This window comes from Ramlibacter sp. GCM10027632 (genome assembly GCF_042675325.1).
Lineage (GTDB): Bacteria > Pseudomonadota > Gammaproteobacteria > Burkholderiales > Burkholderiaceae_C > Ramlibacter.
Genome location: NZ_JBHTGW010000004.1, coordinates 15,951 through 38,208, shown reverse-complemented (window position 1 = coordinate 38,208; position 22,258 = coordinate 15,951). Strand labels below are relative to the sequence as shown.

The 22,258-nt window shown below is 70.7% G+C and carries 25 protein-coding genes; 16 read left to right on the top strand and 9 right to left on the bottom strand.

From position 1 onward, the window contains the following. Positions 1–65: 65 nt before the first annotated feature. The 3 genes from ACFQZY_RS07645 to ACFQZY_RS07635 form a co-directional block, all read right to left on the bottom strand. Positions 66–641: a hypothetical protein gene (locus ACFQZY_RS07645; protein WP_377414646.1), complete on the bottom strand. Its 576-nt coding sequence runs from the start codon at positions 639–641 to the stop codon at positions 66–68. A gap of 184 nt (positions 642–825) precedes the next feature. Further along, a complete protein-coding gene (locus ACFQZY_RS07640) occupies positions 826–1,635 on the bottom strand; it encodes a cyclase family protein (RefSeq protein ID WP_377414644.1) in 810 nt (269 codons plus the stop codon). Between the two features lie 51 nt (positions 1,636–1,686). After that, entirely contained in the window at positions 1,687–2,574 is an 888-nt protein-coding gene (locus tag ACFQZY_RS07635) for a LysR family transcriptional regulator (RefSeq protein ID WP_377414642.1), read from the bottom strand. A 44-nt stretch (positions 2,575–2,618) separates the two neighbouring features. Here ACFQZY_RS07635 and ACFQZY_RS07630 point away from each other — a divergent pair, with 44 nt between their 5' ends. From ACFQZY_RS07630 to ntrC, 14 genes are all read left to right on the top strand, one after another. Next, positions 2,619–3,542, top strand: coding sequence for an amidohydrolase family protein (locus ACFQZY_RS07630; RefSeq protein WP_377414640.1), 924 nt, complete (start codon positions 2,619–2,621; stop codon positions 3,540–3,542). Continuing rightward, positions 3,539–4,357, top strand: coding sequence for an SDR family NAD(P)-dependent oxidoreductase (locus ACFQZY_RS07625; protein ID WP_377414638.1), 819 nt, complete (start codon positions 3,539–3,541; stop codon positions 4,355–4,357). The genes ACFQZY_RS07630 and ACFQZY_RS07625 overlap by 4 nt, the downstream gene beginning before the upstream one ends. Before the next feature lie 33 nt (positions 4,358–4,390). After that, positions 4,391–5,386 carry a Bug family tripartite tricarboxylate transporter substrate binding protein gene (locus ACFQZY_RS07620; RefSeq protein ID WP_377414636.1) on the top strand — a complete coding sequence of 332 codons (996 nt, stop codon included), beginning with the start codon at positions 4,391–4,393 and terminating at the stop codon, positions 5,384–5,386. Between the two features lie 10 nt (positions 5,387–5,396). Then, positions 5,397–5,915 (top strand): carboxymuconolactone decarboxylase family protein, encoded by a 519-nt coding sequence (locus ACFQZY_RS07615; RefSeq protein WP_377414634.1) that lies wholly within the window; start codon positions 5,397–5,399, stop codon positions 5,913–5,915. Between the two features lie 8 nt (positions 5,916–5,923). Next, positions 5,924–6,520 carry a hypothetical protein gene (locus ACFQZY_RS07610; RefSeq protein ID WP_377414632.1) on the top strand — a complete coding sequence of 199 codons (597 nt, stop codon included), beginning with the start codon at positions 5,924–5,926 and terminating at the stop codon, positions 6,518–6,520. A 37-nt stretch (positions 6,521–6,557) separates the two neighbouring features. Then, on the top strand, positions 6,558–7,280 hold the full coding sequence (locus ACFQZY_RS07605; RefSeq protein ID WP_377414630.1) for a pseudouridine synthase: 723 nt from the start codon (positions 6,558–6,560) through the stop codon (positions 7,278–7,280). Between the two features lie 124 nt (positions 7,281–7,404). Beyond that, the gene (locus ACFQZY_RS07600) at positions 7,405–8,430 is read left to right on the top strand and encodes a YncE family protein (protein ID WP_377414628.1); all 1,026 of its coding nucleotides are present in this window, start codon (positions 7,405–7,407) and stop codon (positions 8,428–8,430) included. Then, positions 8,396–9,235, top strand: coding sequence for a polysaccharide deacetylase family protein (locus tag ACFQZY_RS07595; RefSeq protein ID WP_377414626.1), 840 nt, complete (start codon positions 8,396–8,398; stop codon positions 9,233–9,235). The genes ACFQZY_RS07600 and ACFQZY_RS07595 overlap by 35 nt, the downstream gene beginning before the upstream one ends. A gap of 12 nt (positions 9,236–9,247) precedes the next feature. Further along, positions 9,248–10,204, top strand: a complete 957-nt coding sequence (locus tag ACFQZY_RS07590; protein ID WP_377414624.1) for a sterol desaturase family protein — start codon at positions 9,248–9,250, stop codon at positions 10,202–10,204. Between the two features lie 10 nt (positions 10,205–10,214). Next, positions 10,215–11,048 (top strand): competence/damage-inducible protein A, encoded by an 834-nt coding sequence (locus tag ACFQZY_RS07585; protein ID WP_377414622.1) that lies wholly within the window; start codon positions 10,215–10,217, stop codon positions 11,046–11,048. Between the two features lie 200 nt (positions 11,049–11,248). After that, a complete protein-coding gene (gene glnA / locus ACFQZY_RS07580; RefSeq protein ID WP_377414620.1) occupies positions 11,249–12,667 on the top strand; it encodes a type I glutamate--ammonia ligase in 1,419 nt (472 codons plus the stop codon). Between the two features lie 124 nt (positions 12,668–12,791). Next, positions 12,792–13,310 carry a hypothetical protein gene (locus tag ACFQZY_RS07575; RefSeq protein WP_377414618.1) on the top strand — a complete coding sequence of 173 codons (519 nt, stop codon included), beginning with the start codon at positions 12,792–12,794 and terminating at the stop codon, positions 13,308–13,310. A 5-nt stretch (positions 13,311–13,315) separates the two neighbouring features. Then, complete coding sequence (gene glnL, locus ACFQZY_RS07570; RefSeq protein WP_377414616.1) at positions 13,316–14,404, top strand: nitrogen regulation protein NR(II); 1,089 nt, start codon at positions 13,316–13,318, stop codon at positions 14,402–14,404. A gap of 34 nt (positions 14,405–14,438) precedes the next feature. Next, positions 14,439–15,932 (top strand): nitrogen regulation protein NR(I), encoded by a 1,494-nt coding sequence (gene ntrC / locus ACFQZY_RS07565; RefSeq protein WP_377414614.1) that lies wholly within the window; start codon positions 14,439–14,441, stop codon positions 15,930–15,932. Between the two features lie 69 nt (positions 15,933–16,001). Here ntrC and xth read toward each other — a convergent pair whose 3' ends face one another. Continuing rightward, on the bottom strand, positions 16,002–16,781 hold the full coding sequence (xth, locus tag ACFQZY_RS07560) for an exodeoxyribonuclease III (RefSeq protein ID WP_377414612.1): 780 nt from the start codon (positions 16,779–16,781) through the stop codon (positions 16,002–16,004). Positions 16,782–16,853: 72 nt separating this feature from the next. Here xth and ACFQZY_RS07555 point away from each other — a divergent pair, with 72 nt between their 5' ends. After that, positions 16,854–17,186 (top strand): ArsR/SmtB family transcription factor, encoded by a 333-nt coding sequence (locus tag ACFQZY_RS07555; RefSeq protein ID WP_377414610.1) that lies wholly within the window; start codon positions 16,854–16,856, stop codon positions 17,184–17,186. A 51-nt stretch (positions 17,187–17,237) separates the two neighbouring features. Here the strand turns inward: ACFQZY_RS07555 and ACFQZY_RS07550 are convergent, their stop codons facing one another. Genes ACFQZY_RS07550 through ACFQZY_RS07530 form a run of 5 tightly spaced genes read right to left on the bottom strand, consistent with a single transcriptional unit; the run spans position 17,238 to position 21,023 of the window. Then, a complete protein-coding gene (locus tag ACFQZY_RS07550; RefSeq protein ID WP_377414608.1) occupies positions 17,238–17,825 on the bottom strand; it encodes a DUF4337 domain-containing protein in 588 nt (195 codons plus the stop codon). Between the two features lie 5 nt (positions 17,826–17,830). Beyond that, the gene (locus ACFQZY_RS07545) at positions 17,831–18,325 is read right to left on the bottom strand and encodes a dihydrofolate reductase (protein WP_377414606.1); all 495 of its coding nucleotides are present in this window, start codon (positions 18,323–18,325) and stop codon (positions 17,831–17,833) included. Positions 18,326–18,376: 51 nt separating this feature from the next. Beyond that, positions 18,377–19,195: a thymidylate synthase gene (locus tag ACFQZY_RS07540; protein ID WP_377414604.1), complete on the bottom strand. Its 819-nt coding sequence runs from the start codon at positions 19,193–19,195 to the stop codon at positions 18,377–18,379. 11 nt (positions 19,196–19,206) lie between these two features. Further along, positions 19,207–20,619, bottom strand: a complete 1,413-nt coding sequence (locus ACFQZY_RS07535; protein WP_377414602.1) for an FAD-binding oxidoreductase — start codon at positions 20,617–20,619, stop codon at positions 19,207–19,209. Continuing rightward, positions 20,616–21,023: a DUF2069 domain-containing protein gene (locus ACFQZY_RS07530; protein ID WP_377414599.1), complete on the bottom strand. Its 408-nt coding sequence runs from the start codon at positions 21,021–21,023 to the stop codon at positions 20,616–20,618. The genes ACFQZY_RS07535 and ACFQZY_RS07530 overlap by 4 nt, the downstream gene beginning before the upstream one ends. Before the next feature lie 23 nt (positions 21,024–21,046). Here ACFQZY_RS07530 and ACFQZY_RS07525 point away from each other — a divergent pair, with 23 nt between their 5' ends. Next, positions 21,047–22,252 carry a YihY family inner membrane protein gene (locus tag ACFQZY_RS07525; RefSeq protein ID WP_377414597.1) on the top strand — a complete coding sequence of 402 codons (1,206 nt, stop codon included), beginning with the start codon at positions 21,047–21,049 and terminating at the stop codon, positions 22,250–22,252. Positions 22,253–22,258: the final 6 nt, after the last annotated feature.

Genomic DNA, 22,258 nt, shown 5'->3' with positions numbered 1-22,258 from the left:
GCCGGCTGCCGCTGGTAACAGTTGTCTGAATTTGCACCATCGTCAAATTGACGCGGATGCCCGCCTCACCTGGCCGCGAAGCAATACAGCAGGCCGCCGCCGCCCACGCGGGCCAGGGCCTCCATGCTGCAGCCCGGCGTTCCGTGCGAGGCGTTCCAGGAGACGTTGCGCACCGGGTCCGGGTTGGTGCCGGTGCGGTCCACATGGCCCACGATGGCCGAGCCGTCGGTGCTGCTGGTCCAGCCGCGGCAGGTGGTGTCGGCGGCCTGCGTGGACAGCGTGCCGTCGGCGTTGGAGCCGGTGAGGATGTCGTGCTGGTTGGGCGTGTCCGGGCGCATCCGGATGCGGATGCCCTTCTCGTCCAGCGCGGTCTCCCGGCCGATGTTGTTGTTGCCATGGAGCTCCGCGACGTTGTGGGCCACGACCACGCCCTTGGCGTTCACCCATGGCCCGTTGCCGATGCGGTCCCGGGCATGCACCGCCGGGGCGCTGCCGGTGGCGGGGGCGCTGAGGTAGGCCCGCCAGGTCTTGCCGCCGGCGCCCGCCGCTTCGGCCAGGCGCTGGCAGTGCTGGTCGGCCCCGGCCAGGCCGCCGAAGTCGCCGCCCCTGCCGGGGTTGACGCTGGTGATGAAGAAACTCATGGAATTGCCGTAGAGGCTCGCGCACCCCGCGAGCACGAGGGCTCCGCCCGCGGCGGCTACCCAGGGACCGACTCGACGCATGCTGGCTCCTTGAGAAGGTGAGGGAGCCTGCAGAGTAGTCGAAATGATCTCTGTCGTCCGGGCAAGTTGGAGCTTATTGGTGCATTCCCTGAGGCCCCGGGGCTCAGGCGCCTGCCCGCATCAGCGCGTCGTCGAAGATCGCGACGGCGCGCGTCCAGCCCGCCGAGGCGCCGCGGATCTTGTGCGGGAAGCAGCTGATGTAGAAGCCGGTGGGCGGCAGCGCCTCGAGGTTGTGCAGCTTCTCCAGGTGGCAGTAGCCGATGTCGCGGCCGGCCTTGTGGCCCTCCCAGATCAGGCCGGCGTCGCCGGTCTGCGCGTACTTCCTCGCGGTGTGGACGAAGGGCGCGTCCCAGCTCCAGGCGTCGGTGCCGGTCAGGCGCACGCCGCGCTCCAGCAGGTACAGCGTGGCCTCGTAGCCCATGCCGCAGCCGCTGGCCACGTAGTCGGGCTGGCCGTAGCGGCCGCCCGCGCGGGTGTTGACCACCACGATCTCCAGCGGCTGCAGCACGTGGCCGATGCGGGCGAGTTCGGCCTCCACGTCGGCGGCGGTGACCACGTAGCCGTCCGCGAAATGCCGGAAGTCCAGCTTCACCCCGGGCTGGAAGCACCACTCCAGCGGCACCTCGTCGATGGCGATCGCGCGCTCGCGCCCGCCGGCCTTGTCGTTCATGGTGGAGTGGTAGTGCCAGGGCGCGTCCAGGTGGGTGCCGTTGTGCGTGCACAGGCGCACCCACTCCACCGCCCAGCCCTCGCCATCGGGCAGCTCCTCGCGCTGCAGGCCGGGGAAGAAGTTCGCGATCTGCGTGGCGGTCTCGCCATGGCGGTGGTACTCGATCCGCGGCTCGAAGCCGGGCGGGTCGGAGGCAACGTCGTTCTCCAGGTAGATCGACAGGTCGACGAACTTGCGCGGCATCAGGCTTCCTCGGTCGGTGGATCGAGGGGTTGTAGCCGCGGCGAGCCCCGGTCAGGCGTCGCCGAAGTGACGCGGCACCAGTTCCCGCAGCAGCTGCCCGGCGTAGCGGGTCAGGCGGGTCGCGGGCCGGGCGCTGGGCACGGCCAGCACCAGCTTGTTCTTCACCGCCGGCGCGTGGATGCGGGCCCAGTGGATCGGCTCCGGGTAGCGCCAGGCCCGTACCGCGCTCAGGGGCAGCACGGTGTCGGCCACTCCGCGCGCCACCAGCGACAGCACGGTCTGCACCGAGTCGACCTCCGCCACCAGGTCCAGCGGCCCGTGCTTGCCCGTGTGCTCCTCGAGCAGCTGGCGCAGGGCGTGCGGGCTGGCCGGCATCACCAGCCGGCGCGCCGCGGCATCGGCCAGGCGGATGCGCGGGGGCAGGGGCTGCGCGCTGGCCAGCACCAGCGGCTCGCGCACCAGGGTCTCGAAGCTGACCTGGGGGGAGGGCGCCGGGTCGAAGACGATGGCCACGTCGACCCGGCCGGCCACCAGCCACTCGCGCAGTCGGATGCTCAGGCCCTCGGCGATGGTGATGCCGGCGTCCGGGAACTTCGCGTGGAAACGCTCGACGAGGTCGGCCGTCATCACGTGCGCCACGCGCGGCGGCAGGCCGATGGTGATGCGGCCGCGCGGGTTGCGCAGGCGCTCCTGCATGTCGGCGTCGGCGCGCTCGGCGAGCTCGAAGATGGCCCGCGCGTGGGCGAGCAGGGCGGTGCCGGCCTCGGTGGCGGCCACGCCGCGGCCGGTGCGCTCCAGCAGGCGCTGGCCCACTTCCTCCTCGAGCAGCTGGACCTGCCGGCTCAGGGAGGGCTGCGCCATGTGCAGGGCCGCCGCCGCGCGGCTGAAGCTGCCGGCCTCGGCCACCGACACGAAGTACTTCAGGCGCGTGAGGTTCATGGGCGGGATTATGCGTTGGGGCTATAGCTGCTATCGAACATGGCATGGAGGCGATCGGGCCCGGCGCCACCACAATCGGCGGCGTGCCTGACCTCCACACCCCCACCCTCACTTACGACCCGTCGCCCCGCGCGCCGGCCCTGGCCCTGCCGGCGGGGGCCTGCGATGCCCATGTCCACGTGTTCGGCCCGGCCGCTCGCTTCCCCTACGCCGCCGGCCGCAACTTCACGCCGGTCGATGCGCCCAAGGAGGCCCTGTTCGCGCTGCACCGCACGCTCGGCATCGGGCGCTGCGTGATCGTGCAGTCGGCGGTGCATGGCTTCGACAATCGGGTGGTCGAAGACGCCATCGCTGCCGGCGGCGGCCGCTACCTCGGCGTGGCCCTGGCGCCCGTGGACGTGGCCGACGCCGAGCTGGCGCGCCTGGCCGCGGCCGGCATCCGCGGCGTGCGCTTCAACTTCATGAAGCACCTGCCCGGCACGCCGGTCGACGCCATCGTCGACTTCACCCGCCGCCTCGCGCCCCTGGGCATGCACCTGCAGGTCCACTTCGACAGCAGCCTGGTCCACGGCCTGGGGCCGGCCCTGGCGCGCAGCGCGGTGCCGGTGGTGATCGACCACATGGGCCGCGTCGACGCCCGCCTCGGCGCCGACCATGCGGATTTCGCCGCCCTGTTCGCGCTGATGAAGAACCCGCTGTTCCGGGTGAAGGTCAGCGGCATCGACCGGATCGACGCCACGCCGGAGCCGGCCCCCACCTACGCCCACGGCATCGCCCTGGCGCGCCGGCTGGTCGAGGCCTATCCGCAGCGCTGCCTCTGGGGCACCGACTGGCCGCACCCGAACCACACCCATGTGCCGGCGGACGCCGTGCTCGTGGAGGCGCTCGCCGCCATCGCCCCCACCGCGGACCTGCGCGAGCAGCTGCTGGTGGCCAATCCCCGCGACTTCTACCGTTTCGACGCATGACGACTTCCACGAACAGCGCCGGCCGCCTGGCCGGCAAGGTGGCCCTCATCACCGGGGCCGGCTCCGTCGGCCCCGGCTGGGGCAACGGCCGTGCCATGGCCGTGCGCTTCGCCGAGGAGGGCGCCAGCGTTTTCGGCGTCGACCGCGAGCTCGATCGAATGGCCGAGACCGCGCAGCGCATCGCCGACGCCGGCGGCACCTTCGCGGGCGGCACCTGCGATGTCACGAGCAGCGAGTCGGTGGCCGCGATGGTGGCTGCCTGCATCGAGCGCTTCGGCCGCATCGACATCCTCGTGAACAACGTGGGCGGCTCGGCCAAGGGCGGCCCGGTGGAAATGAGCGAGGCCGTGTGGGACGCCCAGGTGGACCACAACCTCAAGAGCGTCTTCCTCACCTGCAAGCACGTGCTGCCGCACATGCTGGCGCAGGGCGGCGGCGCGATCGTGAACCTGTCCTCCACCTCCGGCATGCGCTGGACCGGCGCGGCCCAGATCGCCTATGCCGCGACCAAGGCCGGCGTGATCCAGTTCTCCAAGGTGCTGGCGGTGCAGTACGCCAAGCAGGGCATCCGCGTGAATACGGTGGTGCCCGGGCAGCTGCACACGCCGATGGTGGAGGCCCGCCTTGCCGGCCAGCGCGCCGGCGGCGACGTCGAGGCCCTGCTGAAGCAGCGCCAGTCCCGCATCCCGCTGCCCTTCATGGGTGACGGCCGCGACACCGCGAACGCCGCGCTGTTCCTGGCCAGCGACGAGGCGCGCTTCATCACCGGCACCGAGATCGTGGTCGACGGCGGCATGTCCGCGCGCTGCGACTGACCCCTTCACCGACAAGTACCCGAGGAGACTCCCATGAACGCACCCGCTTCCCTGACCCGCCGCGTGCTGGCCGCGGCCCTGGGCCTGGCCCTGTCATCCGGCCTGGCGCTGCCCCTGGCTGCACACGCCCAGGCGCCCGCCAAGGTCACCCGCCTGATCGTCGCCTTCCCGCCCGGCGGCCCGGTGGACTTCGTCGCTCGCACCCTGGCCGAAGGCCTGGGCAAGGAACTGGGCCACCAGGTGATCGTGGAGAACAAGCCGGGCGCCAACGGCGCCATCGCCGCCGAGTTCGTCTCGCACGCCGCGCCCGACGCCTCCACCCTGTGGCTCACGAGCGTGGGCGCGGTGGCCATCAACCCCGCGCTCTACGAGAAGCTGCCCTATGACCCGGCGCGCGACCTCACGCCGGTGTCCCTGGTGGTGAAGAACGTCGAGATCCTGGTGGTGCCGGCCAACGCGCCGTACAACACCGGCGCCGAGCTGGTGGCTGCAGCCAGGCAGCCGGGCGCGAAACTGAGCATGGCCTCCTCGGGCACCGGCAGCGTGCCGCACCTGGCGATGGAGCTGCTGAACGACGCCGCCAAGATCAACCTGCTGCACGTGCCGTACAAGGGCGCGGCCCCGGCGATCACCGACGTCATCGCCGGCCACGTCAACGGCTTCTTCGGCGACATCCCGGGCCTGATCGGCCACATCAAGGGCGGCAAGCTCAAGGCCGTCGGCATCGCCGCGCCCAAGCGCCACCCGGCTTTCCCGGACGTCAAGACCTTCGACGAGATGGGCATCCCTGGCGTGGACTCGGACAACTGGTACGCGGTGTTCACCTCCAAGGGCACGCCGGCGGCCGAGGCCGACCGGGTGAGCCAGGCCCTGCGCCGCACCCTGGCCCAGGAGGCGGTGCGTTCCAAGCTGGTGGCCTCGGGCGCCGAGCCGGCCGCCTCCACGCCGGCCGAACTGGCGACGCTGCTCAAGGCCGACTCGGCCAAGTGGGCGCGCGTGGTGAAGGCCAAGAACATCAAGCCCGATTGAGGAGACCGCCGTGCGCCTCGACCCGATCGCCCCCGGCACCCGCCCCGAGCTCGCCGAGCAGGAGGCCCGCATCCTTGCCGAGCGCGGACGCATCTCGCCGCTCTACCAGGTGCTGTTGAACAGCCCGCCGATCGCGCATGGCTGGGAGCAGATGCTCTCGGCGATCCGCAACCGCAACTCCATCCCCGCCGACCTGCGCGAGCTCGTGATCCTGCGGGTGGCGGTGCTCAATCGCGCGCCCTACGAGTTCGACGCCCACGCGCCGATCGCGCTGGCCGCCGGCCTGCCGCAGGCGGTGGTCGATGCGATCCGCAGCGAGTCGCTGCCCGCCGACGCGCCGCTGGACGACCTGCAGCGACTGGTGGTGCGCCTGACCGACGCGATGACCCGCGACATCGACGTGCCCGACGAGCTGTACGCGCAGGTCCGCGCCCGCTTCAATGCCCAGGGCCAGCTGGACCTGGTGGCCACGGTGGCGGCCTACAACATGGTCTCGCGCCTGCTCGGCGCGCTGCACATCGGGCATTGAGGGCGCGCATGGCCAAGACCGATTTCATCCTGGTGCGGTGCCGCCTCGGCGACGCCGCTCCCCTGGCCGCCGCGGCCCGCGCCTTCTGCGACACCGGCCCCTGGCCGATGGCGCTGCACCGCGCGGCCTGGGCCGAGGCCTCGCAGCAGGCCTATGTCTATGCCCGCCTGCCGGCCGCCACCGAGGTGGACGACGCGCAGCGCGCGGCGCTCGCCCTGCGCTGGCAGCAGGCCTGCCCCGGTGCGCAGGCGGTGGACGTGGCGCGCCTGGCGCTGCTGTTCGACGCCCCGGGCTACTCCCTCGCCGAGGCGCCGGTGCACCACTACGTGGTGGAGACCGACGCGGAGGAGGGCTGGGCCGGCGAGATCGACCGCTGGTACGACACCGAGCACATGCCCGGGCTGGCCGCGGTCCCCGGCTGCATCCACGCGCGCCGCCTGCGGAACCTGGACAGCGGCCCGCAGTCGCTGGCCTGCTACGACCTGGTCACCGAGGACACGCTCGGCTCGCCGCCCTGGCTGGCGGTGCGCGGCACGGCCTGGAGCGACATCGCCCGCCCGCACTTCCGCAACACCCGGCGCACGATGATGCGGGCCGTCGCCTGAGAGGCCAGGCGCGGCGGGGCTTTACGATACGGCCCCCATGCAGCTCCAGGACCTCCTCTTCTCCCAAGGCTTCGGCACCCGGCGCGTGTGCGCCGGCCTCGTGCAGCAAGGCTACGTCACCGTCGAGGGCCAGCCCTGCACCGACGCCCTCGCCGAGTTCGAGCCCGAGGGCCTGCGCTTCACCGTGCAGGGCGTGCCCTGGGTCTACCAGGCCCGGGCCTACGTGCTGCTGCACAAGCCCGCCGGCACCGAGTGCTCGCAGAAGCCCTCGGCCTGGCCCAGCATCTACACCCTGCTGCCCGCGCCGCTGCGCCAGCGCCCGAACAAGGGCGCGGTGCAGGGCGTACAGGCGATCGGCCGCCTGGACCAGGACACCACCGGCCTGCTGCTGCTCACGGACGACGGCGCCTTCATCCACAAAATGAGCTCCCCGAAGCACCATGTGCCCAAGGTCTACGAGGTGGGAACGAAGCATCCGGTCGACGAGCGCCAGGTCCAGCGCCTGCTTGCCGGCGTGGTGCTGGACGACGACCCGAAACCGGTGAAGGCCGCCGCCTGCGAGGCCACCGGCGAGTGCGCCCTGCGCCTCACGCTCACCGAGGGCAAGTACCACCAGGTCAAGCGCATGCTCGCCGCCGTCGGCAACCGGGTGGAGACGCTGCACCGCTCGCGCATCGGCGGGCTGGCGCTGCCCGCCGACCTGGCCCCGGGCCAGTGGCGCTGGCTGTCGGCCGACGACCTGGCCCTGCTTCGGGCCTGAGGGCTCCCCCGGCACCGGGCCGGCTCGATGCGCCGGCGCGTGCCGGCGCACCGTGTGTGACGCTTTGCGCGCCGGGAACTGCGGCGGCGGGCTAAACTGCCGGGAGTACTAGGAAAGCTGCTCCGTGACCCGATTCCTGCGCAAAGCCGCCGCCGGCCTGGCCCTCGCGGCACTCGCCGCCGCTGCCGCGGCCCAGACCGCCCCCGCCACCGCTCCCGCCGCCGCCGCCGCCGCCGTCCCGGCCAAGAGCCCCATCTTCGTGCTGAACTCGCTCGATGCCAGCGTCAGCGTGATCGACCCGTCCACCTGGACGGAGACGCGCCGCCTGCCCACCGGCAAGGAGCCGCACCACCTGTACCTCACGCCGGACGAGAAGTCGGTGATCGTGGCCAACGCCCTGGCCGACTCCCTGACCTTCATCGACCCGAAGACCGCCGAGGTCCAGCGCACGGTGCGCGGCATCCTCGACCCCTACCACCTGCGCTTCTCGCCGGACATGAAGTGGTTCATCACCGCGGCCAACCGCCTGAACCACGTCGACATCTACCGCTGGGACGGCAAGGATCTGCAGCTGGCCAAGCGCATCCCCACCGGCAAGACGCCCAGCCACCTGTGGGTCGACAGCAAGAGCACCACGGTCTATTCGACCATGCAGGACAGCGACGAACTCGTCGCCATCGACCTGGCCACCCAGACCCTGAAGTGGCGCGCCAAGACCGGTTCGCTGCCCGCCGACCTGTTCGGCCTGCCGGACGACAAGACCCTGCTGGTCGGCATGACCGGCTCGGACCATGTCGAGGTCTGGGACGTGGGCGGCAAGGAGCCCAAGGTGGTCAAGCGCATCCCCACGGGCAAGGGCGCCCATGCCTTCCGCGCCGCCGGCGACAAGCGCCATGTGTTCGTGAGCAACCGCGTGGCCGACACCATCAGCAAGATCGACCTGCAGACGCTCGCCGTGGTGGACACCTTCGCCGCGCCCGGCGGCCCGGACTGCATGGAGGTCCTGGCCGGCGGCCGGCTGCTGCTGGTCTCCTCGCGCTGGGTGCGGAAGATGTCCGTCATCGACACCGAAACGAAGAAGATCGTCCGGCAGGTGCCGGTCGGCAAGTCTCCGCATGGCGTCTGGACGCTGGACCACGCGAGCCGCTGACCGCGCCCGCGCCGCGGGCGTCGCCGGCGCGGTGCTGGTGGCGGGGCTGCTGCTGCCGGCCGGCCCCGTGCGGGCCGTCGAGCCCTGCGCCCGACCGCTGTACCTGACCTTCGACACCGGGCACATGGCCGTGGCGCCCCTGGTGGCCGAGGTCCTGGCCCGCCACCAGGTGCGGGTGACCTTCTTTGCCGCCAACGAGCCCACCCAGGCCGGCGACGGCAGCCTCGGCGCCCACTGGGCCGGCTGGTGGAAGGCCCGCGCGGCCGAGGGGCACGAGTTCGCCTCCCACACCTTCGACCATGTCTACTGGCGCGCCGACCTGCCCGGCCAGCCGCCCTCGTTCCGCGTGCGCGCCTCGGCCGGCCCGCGCCCCGGCGTCACCGAGACCTGGACCGCCGCGCAGTACTGCGGCGAGATCTCCCGCGCGGCGCAGCGCCTGCAGGAGGTCACCGGCCGCAAGCCGCTGCCCCTGTTCCGCGCCCCCGGCGGCAAGACCTCGCCCGCGCTGCTGGCGGCCGCCCGCCAGTGCGGCTACGCGCACGTGGCCTGGGCGCCCGCCGGCTTCCTCGGTGACGAGCTGCCCAGCGAGACCCACCCGAACGCGGTGCTGCTGGAGCGCGCCCTGCAGGGCGTGCGCCCCGGCGATATCCTCGTGGCGCACCTGGGCATCTGGTCGCGGCGCGACCCCTGGGCGCCGGCGGTGCTTGAGCCGCTGGTGGCCGGCCTGAAACAGCGCGGCTTCTGCTTCCGCACCCTGCGCGAGCACCCGGCCTACCGGGACTGGATCGCCGCCCATGGCGGTTGAACGTTTGGCGACATGAACTGGATCGAGCAACTCTTTTCCAACGCGCAGCAATGGGTCTTCGAGCGGGCCATCGAGCCGGTGATGTTCGCCGCCGGCCTGGGCAACCTGCTGGAGGACGGCTATGACGCCGCCGGCTGGCTGATCGCGGGCCTGGCGCAGCTGGTGGTGATGGTGGGCCTGATCGGCCCGCTGCAACGCTGGCGCCCGGTGGAGGCGGTGACCGACCGCCGCGCCATCCGCATCGACATCCTCTACACCCTGGTCCACCGCCTGGGCCTGTTCCGCGTGGCGCTGTTCCTGACCGTGCAGCCGCTGTTCGACGACGCCTTCGGCCTGCTGCGCGTGGCCGGCCTGCCCACCCTGCACCTGGACCAGCTGTGGCCCGGCGTCACCGACGTCGGCTGGGTGAGCCTGCTGATCTACCTGGTGGTCTTCGACTTCGCCGACTACTGGATCCACCGCGGCCAGCACCAGTGGAACTGGTGGTGGAGCCTGCACGCGCTGCACCACTCGCAGCGGCAGATGACGATGTGGAGCGACAACCGCAACCACCTGCTCGACGACCTCCTGCGCGACAGCCTGCTGGTGGTGCTGGCGCAGGCGGTCGGCGTGGCGCCGGGGCAGTTCGTGGCCATCGTCGCCATCACGCAATTGAGCGAGAGCCTGCAGCACGCCAACCTGCGCCTGTGGTTCGGGCGCTGGGGCGAGCGCCTGTGGGTCAGCCCGCGTTTCCACCGCCGCCACCATGCCATCGGCGTGGGGCACGAGATGCCGGCCACGCGCGCGCTGGGCGGCTGCAATTTCGGCGTGCTGCTGCCCTGGTGGGACCAGCTTTTCGGCACCGCGAACTTCGAACTGCGCTACGACCCCACCGGCATCCGCGACCAGGTGGAGTCGGGGCGTGAATACGGCCAGGGCTTCTGGTCGCAGCAATGGCTGGGGCTCAAGCGCCTGGCCGGCAAGGCATGACGGACACACCATGACCCAGGCAACCCCGAGCAACGAATTCGGCCTCGTCATCGTCGGTGACGAGATCCTCTCCGGCAAGCGCGCCGACAAGCACCTGCCCAAGGTGATCGAGCTGCTGTCCGCCCGCGGGCTGCAGCTGGCCTGGGCGGAATACGTGGGCGATTCGCCCGAGCGCATCACCGCCACGCTGCGCCGCGCCTTCGAGGGCGGCCTGCCGGTGTTCTCCTGCGGCGGCATCGGCGCCACGCCGGACGACCACACCCGCCAGTGCGCCGCCAAGGCCCTGGGCGTGGAGCTCGAGCTGCACCCCGAGGCCGCGGCCCTGATCCGCGAGCGCATGCAGGACGTGGCCCGCGAGCAGGGCCTGCCCTACGAGCCGGACCGCCCGGACAACGCCCACCGGCTGAACATGGGCGTGTTCCCCCGGGGCGCCCGCATCATCCCCAATCCGTACAACAAGATCGCCGGCTTCAGCGTCGCCGACGTCCACTTCGTCCCGGGCTTCCCGGTCATGGCCTGGCCCATGATCGAGTGGGTGCTGGACACCCGCTACGCCGACCGCTTCCGCCGCCAGGCCTACGTGGAGAAGTCGGTGATCGTGTTCGGCGCGATGGAGGCCACGCTCACGCCCCTGATGGAGCGCATCGAGGCCGACCACCCGCAGGTCAAGGTGTTCAGCCTGCCCAGCGTCGACCACCCGCAGTGGGGCCGCCACATCGACCTGGGCGTCAAGGGCGATCCGCAGGCGGTCGACCCCGCCTACGGCCAGTTGCTCCAGGGCCTGCGCGCCCAGGATGCCCGTCTCGGCCCCGAATTGGTGCGCGGCAACGGCGCACCCGAATAGTGCGTCCCCAGTGATGCACCGATGAGGTGCGTTCGCGGGAAGCCACGGGCGCCCGCGGGCCTCGCTGCGGGCATTTTTCCGCCGAAACTAGGCGACAATCGAGTGTTTTTGCGGCGGCGGCCATGCACCAGCTTTGGCACAGAACCTGCAACTCCAACCCCCGTCATTGATCAACAACCATCGAAACCAGGAGAACCTTGATGGCAGCCAAGACCGTCGCTGACGTGATGAAGCTGGTGAAGGACAACGAAGTCAAGTTCGTTGATTTCCGCTTCACCGATACCCGCGGCAAGCAGCAGCACACCACCGTCCCCGTCTCGCACTTCGACGAAGACAAATTCGCGTCCGGCCACGCCTTCGACGGCTCCTCCATCGCTGGCTGGAAGGGCATCGAAGCCTCCGACATGCTGCTGGTGCCGGACCCCAAGTCCGCCGTCATCGACCCGTTTTTCGAAGAGACCACCCTGGTCCTGACCTGCGACGTCGTCGACCCCAGCGACGGCAAGTCCTACGACCGTGACCCGCGCTCCATCGCCAAGCGCGCCGAGGCCTACCTGAAGGCCTCCGGCCTGGGCGACACCGCCTACTTCGGTCCGGAGCCCGAGTTCTTCCTGTTCGACGGCGTGCGCTGGAGCACCGAGCCGAACAACACCTTCTACGAAATCGAAGAATACGAAGCGCCCTGGAACACCGGCGCCAAGGTCGAAGGCGGCAACAAGGGCCACCGTCCCTCCGTCAAGGGCGGCTACTTCCCGGTGCCCCCGGTCGACAGCACGCAGGACATGCGCGCCGAGATGGCCCTGATCCTGGAATCCCTGGGCATCCCGGTCGAAGTGTTCCACCACGAAGTGGCAGGCGCCGGCCAGAACGAGATCGGCACCAAGTTCAGCACGCTCGTCGAGCGCGCCGACTGGACCATGCTGCAGAAGTACGTGATCCACAACGTGGCCCACGCCTACGGCAAGACCGCCACCTTCATGCCCAAGCCCTACCACGGTGACAACGGCTCCGGCATGCACGTGCACCAGTCCGTGTGGAAGGACGGCAAGAACCTGTTCGCTGGCGACGGCTATGCCGGCCTGAGCGATTTCGCCCTGTACTACATCGGCGGCATCATCAAGCACGCCCGTGCGCTCAACGCCATCACCAACCCCGGCACCAACAGCTACAAGCGCCTGGTCCCGCACTTTGAAGCCCCGGTGAAGCTGGCCTACTCGGCCAAGAACCGCTCGGCCTCGATCCGCATCCCGTTCGTGGCCAACCCGAAGGGCCGTCGCGTGGAAGCCCGCTTCCCCGATCCCCTGATGAACCCGTACCTGGGCTTCGCCGCGCTGCTGATGGCCGGCCTCGACGGCGTCGAGAACAAGATCCACCCGGGCGAGGCTGCCACCAAGGACCTGTACCACCTGCCGCCGGAAGAAGACGCGCTGGTGCCCACCGTCTGCCACAGCCTGGACCAGGCCCTGGAAGCCCTCGACAAGGACCGCGCCTTCCTGACCAAGGGCGGCGTGTTCACCGACTCGATGATCGACGCCTACATCGACCTGAAGATGCAGGAAGTCACCCGCTATCGCATGTCGGTTCACCCGGTCGAATACGACATGTACTACAGCCTGTGATCCCGCAAACGATCACGGTCCCTGCATGAAAAGGGGCGGCGCGAGCCGCCCCTTTTTTCATTTCAGGTCAGTTGCGCCATACTCGTGCTGACTAAAGCATCGATCCGCGGAGGAACACGCCCCCATGAAGTACGCCGTCCCCCTCCTGCTGGCCGCCGCCCTGGGGGCGGCCAGCGCGCAGGCCCAGAGCCGCATCTTCCGGTGCGGCAATACCTACACCAACGACCTGGCTGAAGCCCAGGCCAAGGGCTGCAAGCCGATCGAGGGTGGCAACGTCACGGTGGTCCAGGGCACGCGGGTGCAGGCCCCGGCCTCGCGCCCGGCCTCCGGGGCGCCGGCCGCGGGCACGTCCGCGCAGCGCGTCGAGCAGGCGGACCAGCGCGCCCGCGACGCCGATGCCCGCCTCATCCTCGAGACCGAACTGAAGAAGGCCGAGGCCCGCCAGGCCGAACTGCGCAAGGAATACAACAACGGCGAGCCCGAGCGCCGCGGCGACGAGCGCAACTACCAGAAGTACCTCGATCGCGTGGCGGAACTCAAGGCCGCCCTGGAGCGCAACGAGGCCGACATCGCCGGCATCCGCCGCGAGCTCGCGCGCCACGGCAACGGCGGCGCGAACGGCGCGCCGGCTGGGTCAAAATAGGCGGCTTGACCCAAGCCACTTCACGCCCGGCCGCCGCGTCCCCGGCCGGCCTCCACGCCTTCGACCTGCTGGCCACCCTGGTCGCGGTCGTCACCCTCGACGGGACCGTCGTCTTCGCCAATGCGGCGCTCGAGGATGCCCTGGGCATCTCGCGGCGCGCGATCGAGGGCTCCTCCTTCCCCGATGCCTTCACCGAGCCGGAGTTGCTGCGAAGCGCCCTCAAGGGCGCGGACAGCAACCAGTTCGCGGTGCTGCGTTATGACGCCATGCTGGTGCGCGCCGGCGCCGAGCCCATGCCGGTGCATGTGGTGGTGATGGCGCAGACCGAGCGCGCCGGCGAGGTGGTGGTGGAGATGCTGCCCGTGGAGCAGCAGGCCCGGCAGGAGCGCGAGGAGCGCCTGATCGACCAGGCCCAGGCGAACAAGGAGCTGATTCGCAACCTCGCGCACGAGATCAAGAACCCCCTGGGTGGCATCCGCGGCGCGGCGCAGTTGCTCGAGATGGAGATCGAGTCGCGCGACCTCAAGGAGTACACGCGGGTCATCATCCACGAGGCCGACCGGCTGCAGACGCTGGTGGACCGGCTGCTCGCGCCGCACCGCCGCCCGCACGTGGTGGGCGACGTCAACATCCACGAGGTGTGCGAGCGCGTGCGCTCCCTGATCCTGGCCGAGTTCCCCAAGGGCCTGAAGGTGGTGCGCGAGTACGACACCTCGCTGCCCGAGTTCCGCGGCGACCGCGAGCAGTTGATCCAGGCCGTGCTGAACATCGCGCACAACGCCTGCCAGGCGCTGGCCGAGCGCATCGCGGCGGGCGACGCGATGCTCACCTTCCGCACCCGCATCGCGCGCCAGGTCACTTTCGGCAAGCAGCGCTATCGACTGGCACTGGAATTGCATGTCATCGACAACGGACCGGGAGTGCCCCCGTCCATCAAGGACCGCATCTTCTACCCGCTCGTGTCGGGCCGGGAGGGCGGTTCGGGACTGGGGCTCACGCTGGCGCAGACATTCGTGCAGCAACACCATGGCTTGATCGAATGCGACAGCGTCCCGGGCCGGACCGATTTCAAGCTATTGATTCCGCTGCCTTGAAGCAGCGACCGAACACCCGAGGTAGGACGCCCCCATGAAGCCGATCTGGATCGTTGACGATGACCAAAGCATCCGCTTCGTGCTGGAGAAGGCCTTGCTGCGCGAGGAGCTGCCCACGCGCAGCTTCACCAGCCCGCGCGAGGTGCTGCAGGCCCTGGAGGCGGCCAACGACGAGGACGGCCCGCAGGTCCTGGTGAGCGACATCCGCATGCCCGGCGGCTCGGGCCTGGACCTGCTCACGAAGGTCAAGGAGCTGCACCCCGGCCTGCCGGTGATCATCATGACGGCGTTCTCCGACCTGGACAGCGCGGTCTCCGCCTTCCAGGGCGGCGCCTTCGAGTACCTGCCCAAGCCCTTCGACCTGCCCAAGGCGGTGGAGTTGATCCGCCGCGCCGTCGAGGAGAGCCTGCGCGAGGAGGTGGCCGAGGAGCGCATGGCCGCCACGCCCGAGATGCTGGGCCAGGCCCCGGCCATGCAGGACGTGTTCCGCGCCATCGGCCGGCTCTCGCAGAGCAATGTCACGGTGATGATCACCGGCGAGTCCGGCTCCGGCAAGGAGCTGGTGGCGCGCGCGCTGCACAAGCACTCGCCGCGCGCCGGCGGGCCCTTCGTGGCGATCAACACCGCCGCCATCCCCAAGGACCTGCTCGAGTCCGAGCTGTTCGGCCATGAGCGCGGCGCCTTCACCGGTGCGCAGACCATGCGCCGCGGCCGCTTCGAGCAGGCCGAGGGCGGCACGCTGTTCCTCGACGAGATCGGCGACATGCCCTTCGACCTGCAGACGCGCCTGCTGCGCGTGCTGTCGGACGGCCACTTCTACCGCGTCGGCGGGCACAGCGCGGTGAAGGCCAACGTCCGCGTGATCGCCGCCACCCACCAGGACCTGGAGCAGCGCGTCAAGGACGGCGCGTTCCGCGAGGACCTGTTCCACCGCCTCAACGTGATCCGCCTGCGCCTGCCGGCGCTGCGCGAGCGCAAGGAGGACGTGCCGATGCTGGTGCGCCATTTCCTGCAGCAGTCCGCCAAGCAGCTCGGGGTGGAGCCCAAGCGGATTGCCGACGCCGCGCTGGCGCGCCTGATGGCCTTCAACTTCCCCGGCAACGTGCGCCAGCTGGAGAACATCTGCCACTGGCTCACGGTCATGGCGCCGGCGCAGGTGATCGAGCCCAAGGACCTGCCGCCGGAGGTGACGCTGGCCACGCCCGAGGTGCCGGTGGCCGCGGCGCCCGAGGCCGACACGCCGGCTGCCCCGCAGGCGGCGCCCGTGGCGGCGGCCGTACCCGCGGCGCCGGTGCTGGTGGGCGCGCCGGGCGGGGCGGGCTGGGAGGCCGGCCTCGAGGCCGAGGCCCTCGCGCTGCTGCAGGCCGGCCGCACCGACGTGTGGGACGAACTGACCCGGCGCTTCGAGTCGCGCCTGATCCTCACCGCCCTGAACAACACGCGGGGCCGGCGCATCGAGGCGGCGCAGAAGCTCGGCATCGGCCGCAACACCATCACTCGCAAGATCCAGGAGCTGGGCCTGGAGTGACGCCGCCCCGCGCCGCCGGGAGCAAAGGCAGGAAGGCCGGGTGATCCCCGGCCTTTCTTCATGGGCGCTTCAGAGTTCGACCGTCACCGGCGCGTGGTCGCTGGGTTGCTTCCACTTGCGCGGCGTGCGGTCGACCGCGCAGGCTGCCACGCGCGGGCGCAGCGCCTCGCTGACCAGGACATGGTCGATGCGCAGGCCGCGGTTCTTCTGGAAGCCGAGCATGCGGTAGTCCCACCAGCTGAAGGTCTTGTCCGGATGCTCGAAGAGGCGGAAGGCGTCCACCAGGCCGAGCGCCAGCAGCTGGCGGAAATGCTCGCGTTCCTCGGTGGTGTGGTGGATGGTCTCGCGCAGGCCCACCGGGTCGTAGGAGTCCCGGTCCTCGGGGGCGATGTTGAAGTCCCCGAGCAGCACCAGGTTCGGGTGCTGCGCGAGTTCGGCCGCCACGTAGCGCTGCAGGCCCTCGAGCCAGCGCATCTTGTAGGCGAACTTCTCGCTGCCCGGCTCCTGGCCGTTGACGAAATAGCCATTGACCACGCGCAGCGCGCCGGCCTCGGGGTGGTCCAGGGTGGCGGCGATCACCCGGGAGTGCTCGTCGTCGAAGCCGGTGATGTTGCGCACTTCATCGCGCAGCGGGTGGCGGCTGATGATCGCGACGCCGTTGTAGGTCTTCTGCCCGAACACCGCGCAGTGCGCGTAGCCGGCTTCCTGCAGCGCCATCAGCGGGAACTTGTCGTCCGTCATCTTCAGCTCCTGCAGGCACAGGACGTCCACCGGGTTGGCGGCGAGCCAGTCCAGCACGTGCTGCAGGCGGGCGGTGAGGGAGTTGACGTTCCAGGTGGTGATCTTCATGGCGTGCGGCGCGTGTGGGAGCGGCGGCGATCATAACGGCGGGGGCCGCGGCGAGGCCGTAGACTCTCTGCTATGCGCGCGCCCAAGCCCCATCCCGTCGCGGACGAAGAAGCCGTCTTCGAGCTCGCGGCCCGGACGTTCCGCGTGATGTCGGCGCCGCTGCGCCTGCGGATCATCCGCCACCTGTGCGAGGGCGAGAAGAACGTGACCGAGCTGCTCGAGCTGGTGCAGACCACGCAGCCCAACATGTCGCAGCACCTGAACACCCTGTACCGCGCCGGGCTGGTGGCGCGCCGGCGCGAGGGCGTGCAGATCTACTACCGCGTGGCCAACGAGCCGGTCATCGCCCTGTGCCGCACGCTGTGCGCCGCGATCGCGGCGGAGGCGGGGCTGCACCATCCCTGAGGCCGCGGCCCGGGGGGCGGCCGCGACGGGGGCTCAGGCCCCGGCCCTGCCTCAGAGGTGCAGCGCGGCGGCCACGCCGAGCAGCGCGCCGGCGGCGCCGGAGCCGAACATCAGCCACTCGATCGGCTTCTTGCGCGTGAGCAGCGCGATGGCCGCCAGCGCGATCGACACCTGCAGCACCGTGGTGGCCTGCGCCCAGCGATGGTGCTGGTGCATCTGCTCGTCGCTCTTCTTGTCCCAGTCCTTGGCCTGCGCCTCGATCTTTTCGGCGTCGGCCCTGATCTCGTTCTTTTCCTTCTCGTAACGGTCGATCTTGGCCTGGTAGGCGTCACGCCGGTCGGCGGGCGCCATGTCGCGCGAGATCTCGGCGAGGGACTGTTTCGTGCTCTTGGCCTGGAAGTAATTCCACTGGTTCGAGGCCTCGGTCTTCTTGATCGCGGCGTTGTTCTTGTACAGGCCGGCGTTGGCCTGGGTGGCCCCGCCCATGTACGAGAAGATGGCGCCGACCGTGGCGATGACCGCGGTGAAGATCGCGATCTGGTTGGTCATGCGGTCGCCGGCGCCATGGGCGCCGTGCTGGGCCGCGTGCTCGAGCTCGTGGTCGTGCGGGCCGTGCACGTGGAAGGATCCTCCGGACATTGGGTTCAGTCTCCGTTGTCGTTGTTGAAAGTCACGAATGCATAGGGAATGCCGCTGGCCGCGACATGCGCGGTGCGGCCCACCTCGCGCCAGGACAGGCCGAGGGTGGGGGCGAAGGCGTCGCCCTCGTAGTCGCGGTCGATCTCGGTGACCTCGGCGACCTGCGCCAGGTCCATGGCCTGGGCATAGATCTGCGCCCCGCCGATGACCCAGGCCTGCGCCGCGCCCTCGCACAGGGCGATCGCCTCCTCCAGCGAGCCGGCGCGCTCGGCGCCCTCGGCCTGCCAGCCGGCCTGGCGGGTCACGACGATGTTGCGCCGTCCGGGCAGCGGGCGAAAGCGCGGGGGCAGCGAGTCCCAGGTGCGCCGGCCCATGATCACCGGGCTGCCCTGGGTCACGGCCTTGAAGTGCGCCAGGTCCTCGGGCAGGTGCCAGGGCATGGTGCCCTCGTTGCCGATCACGCCGTTGCGGGCGCGCGCATAGATCATTCCGAGCTTCATCGGTGGGGTGCCTGTTCCCTCTGGGGGCCAGGTGGTGAGACGGTCAGGGTGTCAGACGGCCACGGGGGCCTTGATGGCGGGGTGGCACTGGTAGTCCACCACTTCGAAGTCCTCGTACTGGTACTCGAAGATGGAGGCCGGCCGGCGCCTGATGTTCAGCGTGGGGTAGGGGTAGGGCTGGCGCGAGAGCTGCAGCTCCACCTGCTCGTGGTGGTTGCTGTAGATGTGGCAGTCGCCGCCGGTCCAGATGAAGTCGCCCACGGCCAGGTCGCATTGCTGCGCGATCATGTGCGTGAGCAGGGCATAGCTGGCGATGTTGAACGGCACGCCCAGGAAGATGTCGGCGCTGCGCTGATAGAGCTGGCAGGAGAGCTTGCCGTCGGCCACGTAGAACTGGAAAAAGGCGTGGCAGGGGGCCAGCGCCATCTTGGGCAGGTCGGCCACGTTCCAGGCGCTGACGATGATGCGGCGCGAGTCCGGGTTCGCCTTGATCGTCTTGACTGCCTCGGCGATCTGGTCGATGTGGCCGCCGTCGGGCGTGGGCCAGCTGCGCCACTGCACGCCATAGACCGGGCCGAGGTCGCCATCTTCGCGGGCCCACTCGTCCCAGATGGTCACGCCGCGCTCACGCAGCCTGTTGTTGTCGCTCGAGCCCTCGAGGAACCACAGCAGCTCGTGGATGATGGACTTGAGGTGGACCTTCTTGGTCGTCACCAGCGGGAAGCCCTCGGCCAGGTCGAACCGCATCTGGTAGCCGAACACGCTGCGCGTGCCGGTGCCGGTGCGGTCGGTCTTGGGCGTGCCATGCGCGTATACATGGCGCATGAAGTCTTCGTACTGCGAGCGGACGGGGCGGGCGGGTTGCGTCATGGCGGTGTGGATTATCGGCGGACCACCCGGCCCGGGTTCAGCAGGTTCTGCGGGTCCAGCGCCTGCTTGATGGCGCGCATCAGGCCCAGGGCGACCGGCGACTTGTAGCCGGGCAGCGTGTCCACCTTGAGGGAGCCCACGCCGTGCTCGGCGGAGATCGAGCCGCCGAACTTGCGGACCTGGTCATAGACCAGCGTGTTGACCCGGTCCTCGTGCTCGCGCAGGAAGGCCTGCGGGTCGACGCCCTCAGGCGCCTGCACGTTGTAGTGGAGGTTGCCGTCGCCCAGGTGGCCGAAATCGACCAGGCGCACGCCCGGGATCTCGCGGGCCAGCAGGGCGTCGGTCTCGGCGCAGAAGGCGGGGATGCCGGAGATCGGCACCGAGATGTCGTGCTTGATGTTCAGGCCTTCCTCGGCCTGGGCCATCGTGATGCTCTCGCGCACATGCCACAGCTCGTGGGCCTGGGCCAGGCTCTCGGCCACCACCGCGTCGGTGGCGCAGCCGTCCTCCAGCGCCGCCTCGAGCAGCGACTCCAGCTGCTCGCGGGCGCGGGCCTCGGACTGCGCGTCGGACAGCTCCAGCAGCACGCCCCAGGCGCTGGCGCCCAGGAACGGCACGCGCAGCTGCGGGAAATGCTTGCCCACCAGCGAGAGGGCGAAGTCGCCCATCACCTCGAAGCCGGTCAGGCCGTCGGCCAGGCGGGCGCGGGCCAGCCCGAGCAGGCGCACGGCGGCATCCATCGAGGGCACGGCGGCCCAGGCGGTGAGGCTGGCGGCGGGCTGGGGGTAGATCTTCATCGTCGCCGCGGTGATCACGCCCAGGGTGCCCTCGGCGCCGACGAACAGGTCGCGCAGGTCGTAGCCGGTGTTGTCCTTGCGCAGGCCGGACAGGCCGTCCCAGACCTCGCCCTGCGCGGTCACCACCTCCAGCCCCAGGCACAGCTCGCGGGTGTTGCCGTAGCGGAGCACCTGGGTGCCGCCGGCGTTGGTGGAGAGGTTGCCGCCGATGGTGCAGCTGCCCTCGGCGCCCAGGCTCAGGGGAAAGAGGAAGCCCGCGTCCGCCACCGCCTGCTGCAGGGTCTGCAGCACGCAGCCGGCCTCCACGGTCACCGTCATGTTGGCCGGGTCGATCACGCGCACCGCGTTCAGGCGCTGCAGCGACAGCACCACCTGGGTGCCGGTGTCGTCGGGCACGCTGCCCACCACCAGGCCGGTGTTGCCGCCCTGGGGGACGATCGAGGCGCCGGCCGCGGCGCAGGCGCGCACCACGGCGGCCACCTCGGCGGCATTGCCGGGGCGCACCACGGCCAGCGCCTTGCCGCGCACGCGCTTGCGCCAGTCCTGCTCCCAGGCGCCGAGGTCGCCTTCATGCAGCACATGGGCCGGGCCGACGATGCCGGCCAGTTGCGAGATCAGGGGATTCATTCGACGACCTTCTTCTTCAGGCGCGTGCGCACCTGCAGGACGCAGGCGGCGAACAGGACCAGGCACAGGGCGATTTCCGCCATTGCCAGCCAGGAGGAGGGCGGGCGGTCGCTCCAGGCGCGCACCACGCCCTCGGTGAAATAGAGCCAGACCATCAGGCTGACCCAGCGGTAGGTGTACATGCGATGGCGCAGCAGGCCGGCCAGCGGCAGGCACAGGGGCAGCACCTTCAGCGCCAGCCAGCTGCCGCCCGGGCGCACCGGCGCCAGCCACAGCTCCCAGGCCAGGCCCAGGACGATCAGCCCCAGCAGGCTGCCCACCGCGAGCTGGCGTGACAGGGCCACGGCGGGCGGGGCGGGGCGGGCGGCTTCGGGGGCGGGCGGAGGCGGGACGGGAGCGTGCATGGGCGGTGGCATGATACCGGCCGATGAATGCCGCCCGGTCCCTGATCACGTCCCTCGCGCAATTCCCCTGGGGGCCGGCGCTGCGGACCCTGCGCGAACGGGTGCGCGAGGACCGGCTGGCCCTGTCGGCCGGCAGCCTGACCTTCACCACCACCATCGCCCTGGTGCCGTTCTTCACCGTGGTGCTGGCGCTGTTCACCGCCTTCCCCGTGTTCGGCAAGCTGCAGGGGGCGGTGCAGGCCTGGCTGGTCCAGAGCCTGGTGCCCGACGCGATCTCGCGGCAGGTGCTGGGTGCCCTGACCCAGTTCGCCACCAAGGCCAGCCGCCTGGGCACGGTGGGCATGGGCGTGCTGGTGGTGACGGCCCTGTCGCTGGTGCTCACCATCGACCGCACCCTCAACGGCATCTGGCGGGTGCGCCGGCCGCGCCCGCTGGCGCAGCGGGTGCTGGTGTACTGGGCGGTGATCACCCTGGGGCCGCTGCTGCTGGCGGCCTCGCTGAGCGTCACCTCCTACCTGGTCTCAGCCTCGCGCGGCCTGGTGGCGGCGGTGCCGGGCGGGCTGGTCGTCGTGATCGACGCGGTCGAATTCCTGATGCTGGCCGCCGGCCTTGCCGCCCTGTACCGCTTCGTGCCGAACACGCCGGTGCGCACCGCCCATGCCTGGGTCGGCGGGCTGTTCTCCGCGGCGGGCATTGAAGGGGCACGCGCGCTGCTGGCGCTGTACATCGGCGCCGTCCCCACCTATTCGGCGGTATACGGCGCCTTCGCCACGGTGCCGATCCTGCTGGTGTGGATCTACCTGCTGTGGCTGGTGATCCTGCTGGGGGCGGTGCTGGCCGCCTACCTGCCCGGCCTCCTGGCCGGTCCGCACCGGCGCGCCGGCGGGCCGGGCTGGCAGTTCCAGCTGGCGCTGGAGGCGGTGCGGGCGCTGGACGCGGCGCGCGCCGCGCCGCGCCGGGGCTTGTCCACCACCGAGCTCGCCCGCGAGATGCAGGTGACCGACCGCCAGCTCGAGCCGGTGCTGGAGCACCTGGTGGCGCTGGACTGGATCGGCCGGCTCAACGAGGTGGAGGAGGCCGAGGCCTCGCGCTACGTGCTGCTGGCCGACACCGCCAGCACCGCGCTGGCGCCCCTGATGCAGCGGCTGCTGCTGCCGGCCAACGAGGCCACCAGCGCGCTGTGGCGCAGCGGCCGCCTCGAGGGGCTGGTGCTGCGCGACGCGCTCTGAGGGCGC

Coding starts and splice junctions, on each gene's coding strand:
- ACFQZY_RS07645 (WP_377414646.1), bottom strand. CDS start 641: ATGAGTTTCTTCATCACCAGCGTCAACCCCGGCAGGGGCGGCGACTTC.
- ACFQZY_RS07640 (WP_377414644.1), bottom strand. CDS start 1,635: ATGCCGCGCAAGTTCGTCGACCTGTCGATCTACCTGGAGAACGACGTT.
- ACFQZY_RS07635 (WP_377414642.1), bottom strand. CDS start 2,574: ATGAACCTCACGCGCCTGAAGTACTTCGTGTCGGTGGCCGAGGCCGGC.
- ACFQZY_RS07630 (WP_377414640.1), top strand. CDS start 2,619: ATGGAGGCGATCGGGCCCGGCGCCACCACAATCGGCGGCGTGCCTGAC.
- ACFQZY_RS07625 (WP_377414638.1), top strand. CDS start 3,539: ATGACGACTTCCACGAACAGCGCCGGCCGCCTGGCCGGCAAGGTGGCC.
- ACFQZY_RS07620 (WP_377414636.1), top strand. CDS start 4,391: ATGAACGCACCCGCTTCCCTGACCCGCCGCGTGCTGGCCGCGGCCCTG.
- ACFQZY_RS07610 (WP_377414632.1), top strand. CDS start 5,924: ATGGCCAAGACCGATTTCATCCTGGTGCGGTGCCGCCTCGGCGACGCC.
- ACFQZY_RS07605 (WP_377414630.1), top strand. CDS start 6,558: ATGCAGCTCCAGGACCTCCTCTTCTCCCAAGGCTTCGGCACCCGGCGC.
- ACFQZY_RS07595 (WP_377414626.1), top strand. CDS start 8,396: ATGGCGTCTGGACGCTGGACCACGCGAGCCGCTGACCGCGCCCGCGCC.
- ACFQZY_RS07590 (WP_377414624.1), top strand. CDS start 9,248: ATGAACTGGATCGAGCAACTCTTTTCCAACGCGCAGCAATGGGTCTTC.
- ACFQZY_RS07585 (WP_377414622.1), top strand. CDS start 10,215: ATGACCCAGGCAACCCCGAGCAACGAATTCGGCCTCGTCATCGTCGGT.
- glnA (WP_377414620.1), top strand. CDS start 11,249: ATGGCAGCCAAGACCGTCGCTGACGTGATGAAGCTGGTGAAGGACAAC.
- ACFQZY_RS07575 (WP_377414618.1), top strand. CDS start 12,792: ATGAAGTACGCCGTCCCCCTCCTGCTGGCCGCCGCCCTGGGGGCGGCC.
- ntrC (WP_377414614.1), top strand. CDS start 14,439: ATGAAGCCGATCTGGATCGTTGACGATGACCAAAGCATCCGCTTCGTG.
- xth (WP_377414612.1), bottom strand. CDS start 16,781: ATGAAGATCACCACCTGGAACGTCAACTCCCTCACCGCCCGCCTGCAG.
- ACFQZY_RS07555 (WP_377414610.1), top strand. CDS start 16,854: ATGCGCGCGCCCAAGCCCCATCCCGTCGCGGACGAAGAAGCCGTCTTC.
- ACFQZY_RS07550 (WP_377414608.1), bottom strand. CDS start 17,825: ATGTCCGGAGGATCCTTCCACGTGCACGGCCCGCACGACCACGAGCTC.
- ACFQZY_RS07545 (WP_377414606.1), bottom strand. CDS start 18,325: ATGAAGCTCGGAATGATCTATGCGCGCGCCCGCAACGGCGTGATCGGC.
- ACFQZY_RS07540 (WP_377414604.1), bottom strand. CDS start 19,195: ATGACGCAACCCGCCCGCCCCGTCCGCTCGCAGTACGAAGACTTCATG.
- ACFQZY_RS07535 (WP_377414602.1), bottom strand. CDS start 20,619: ATGAATCCCCTGATCTCGCAACTGGCCGGCATCGTCGGCCCGGCCCAT.
- ACFQZY_RS07530 (WP_377414599.1), bottom strand. CDS start 21,023: ATGCACGCTCCCGTCCCGCCTCCGCCCGCCCCCGAAGCCGCCCGCCCC.
- ACFQZY_RS07525 (WP_377414597.1), top strand. CDS start 21,047: ATGAATGCCGCCCGGTCCCTGATCACGTCCCTCGCGCAATTCCCCTGG.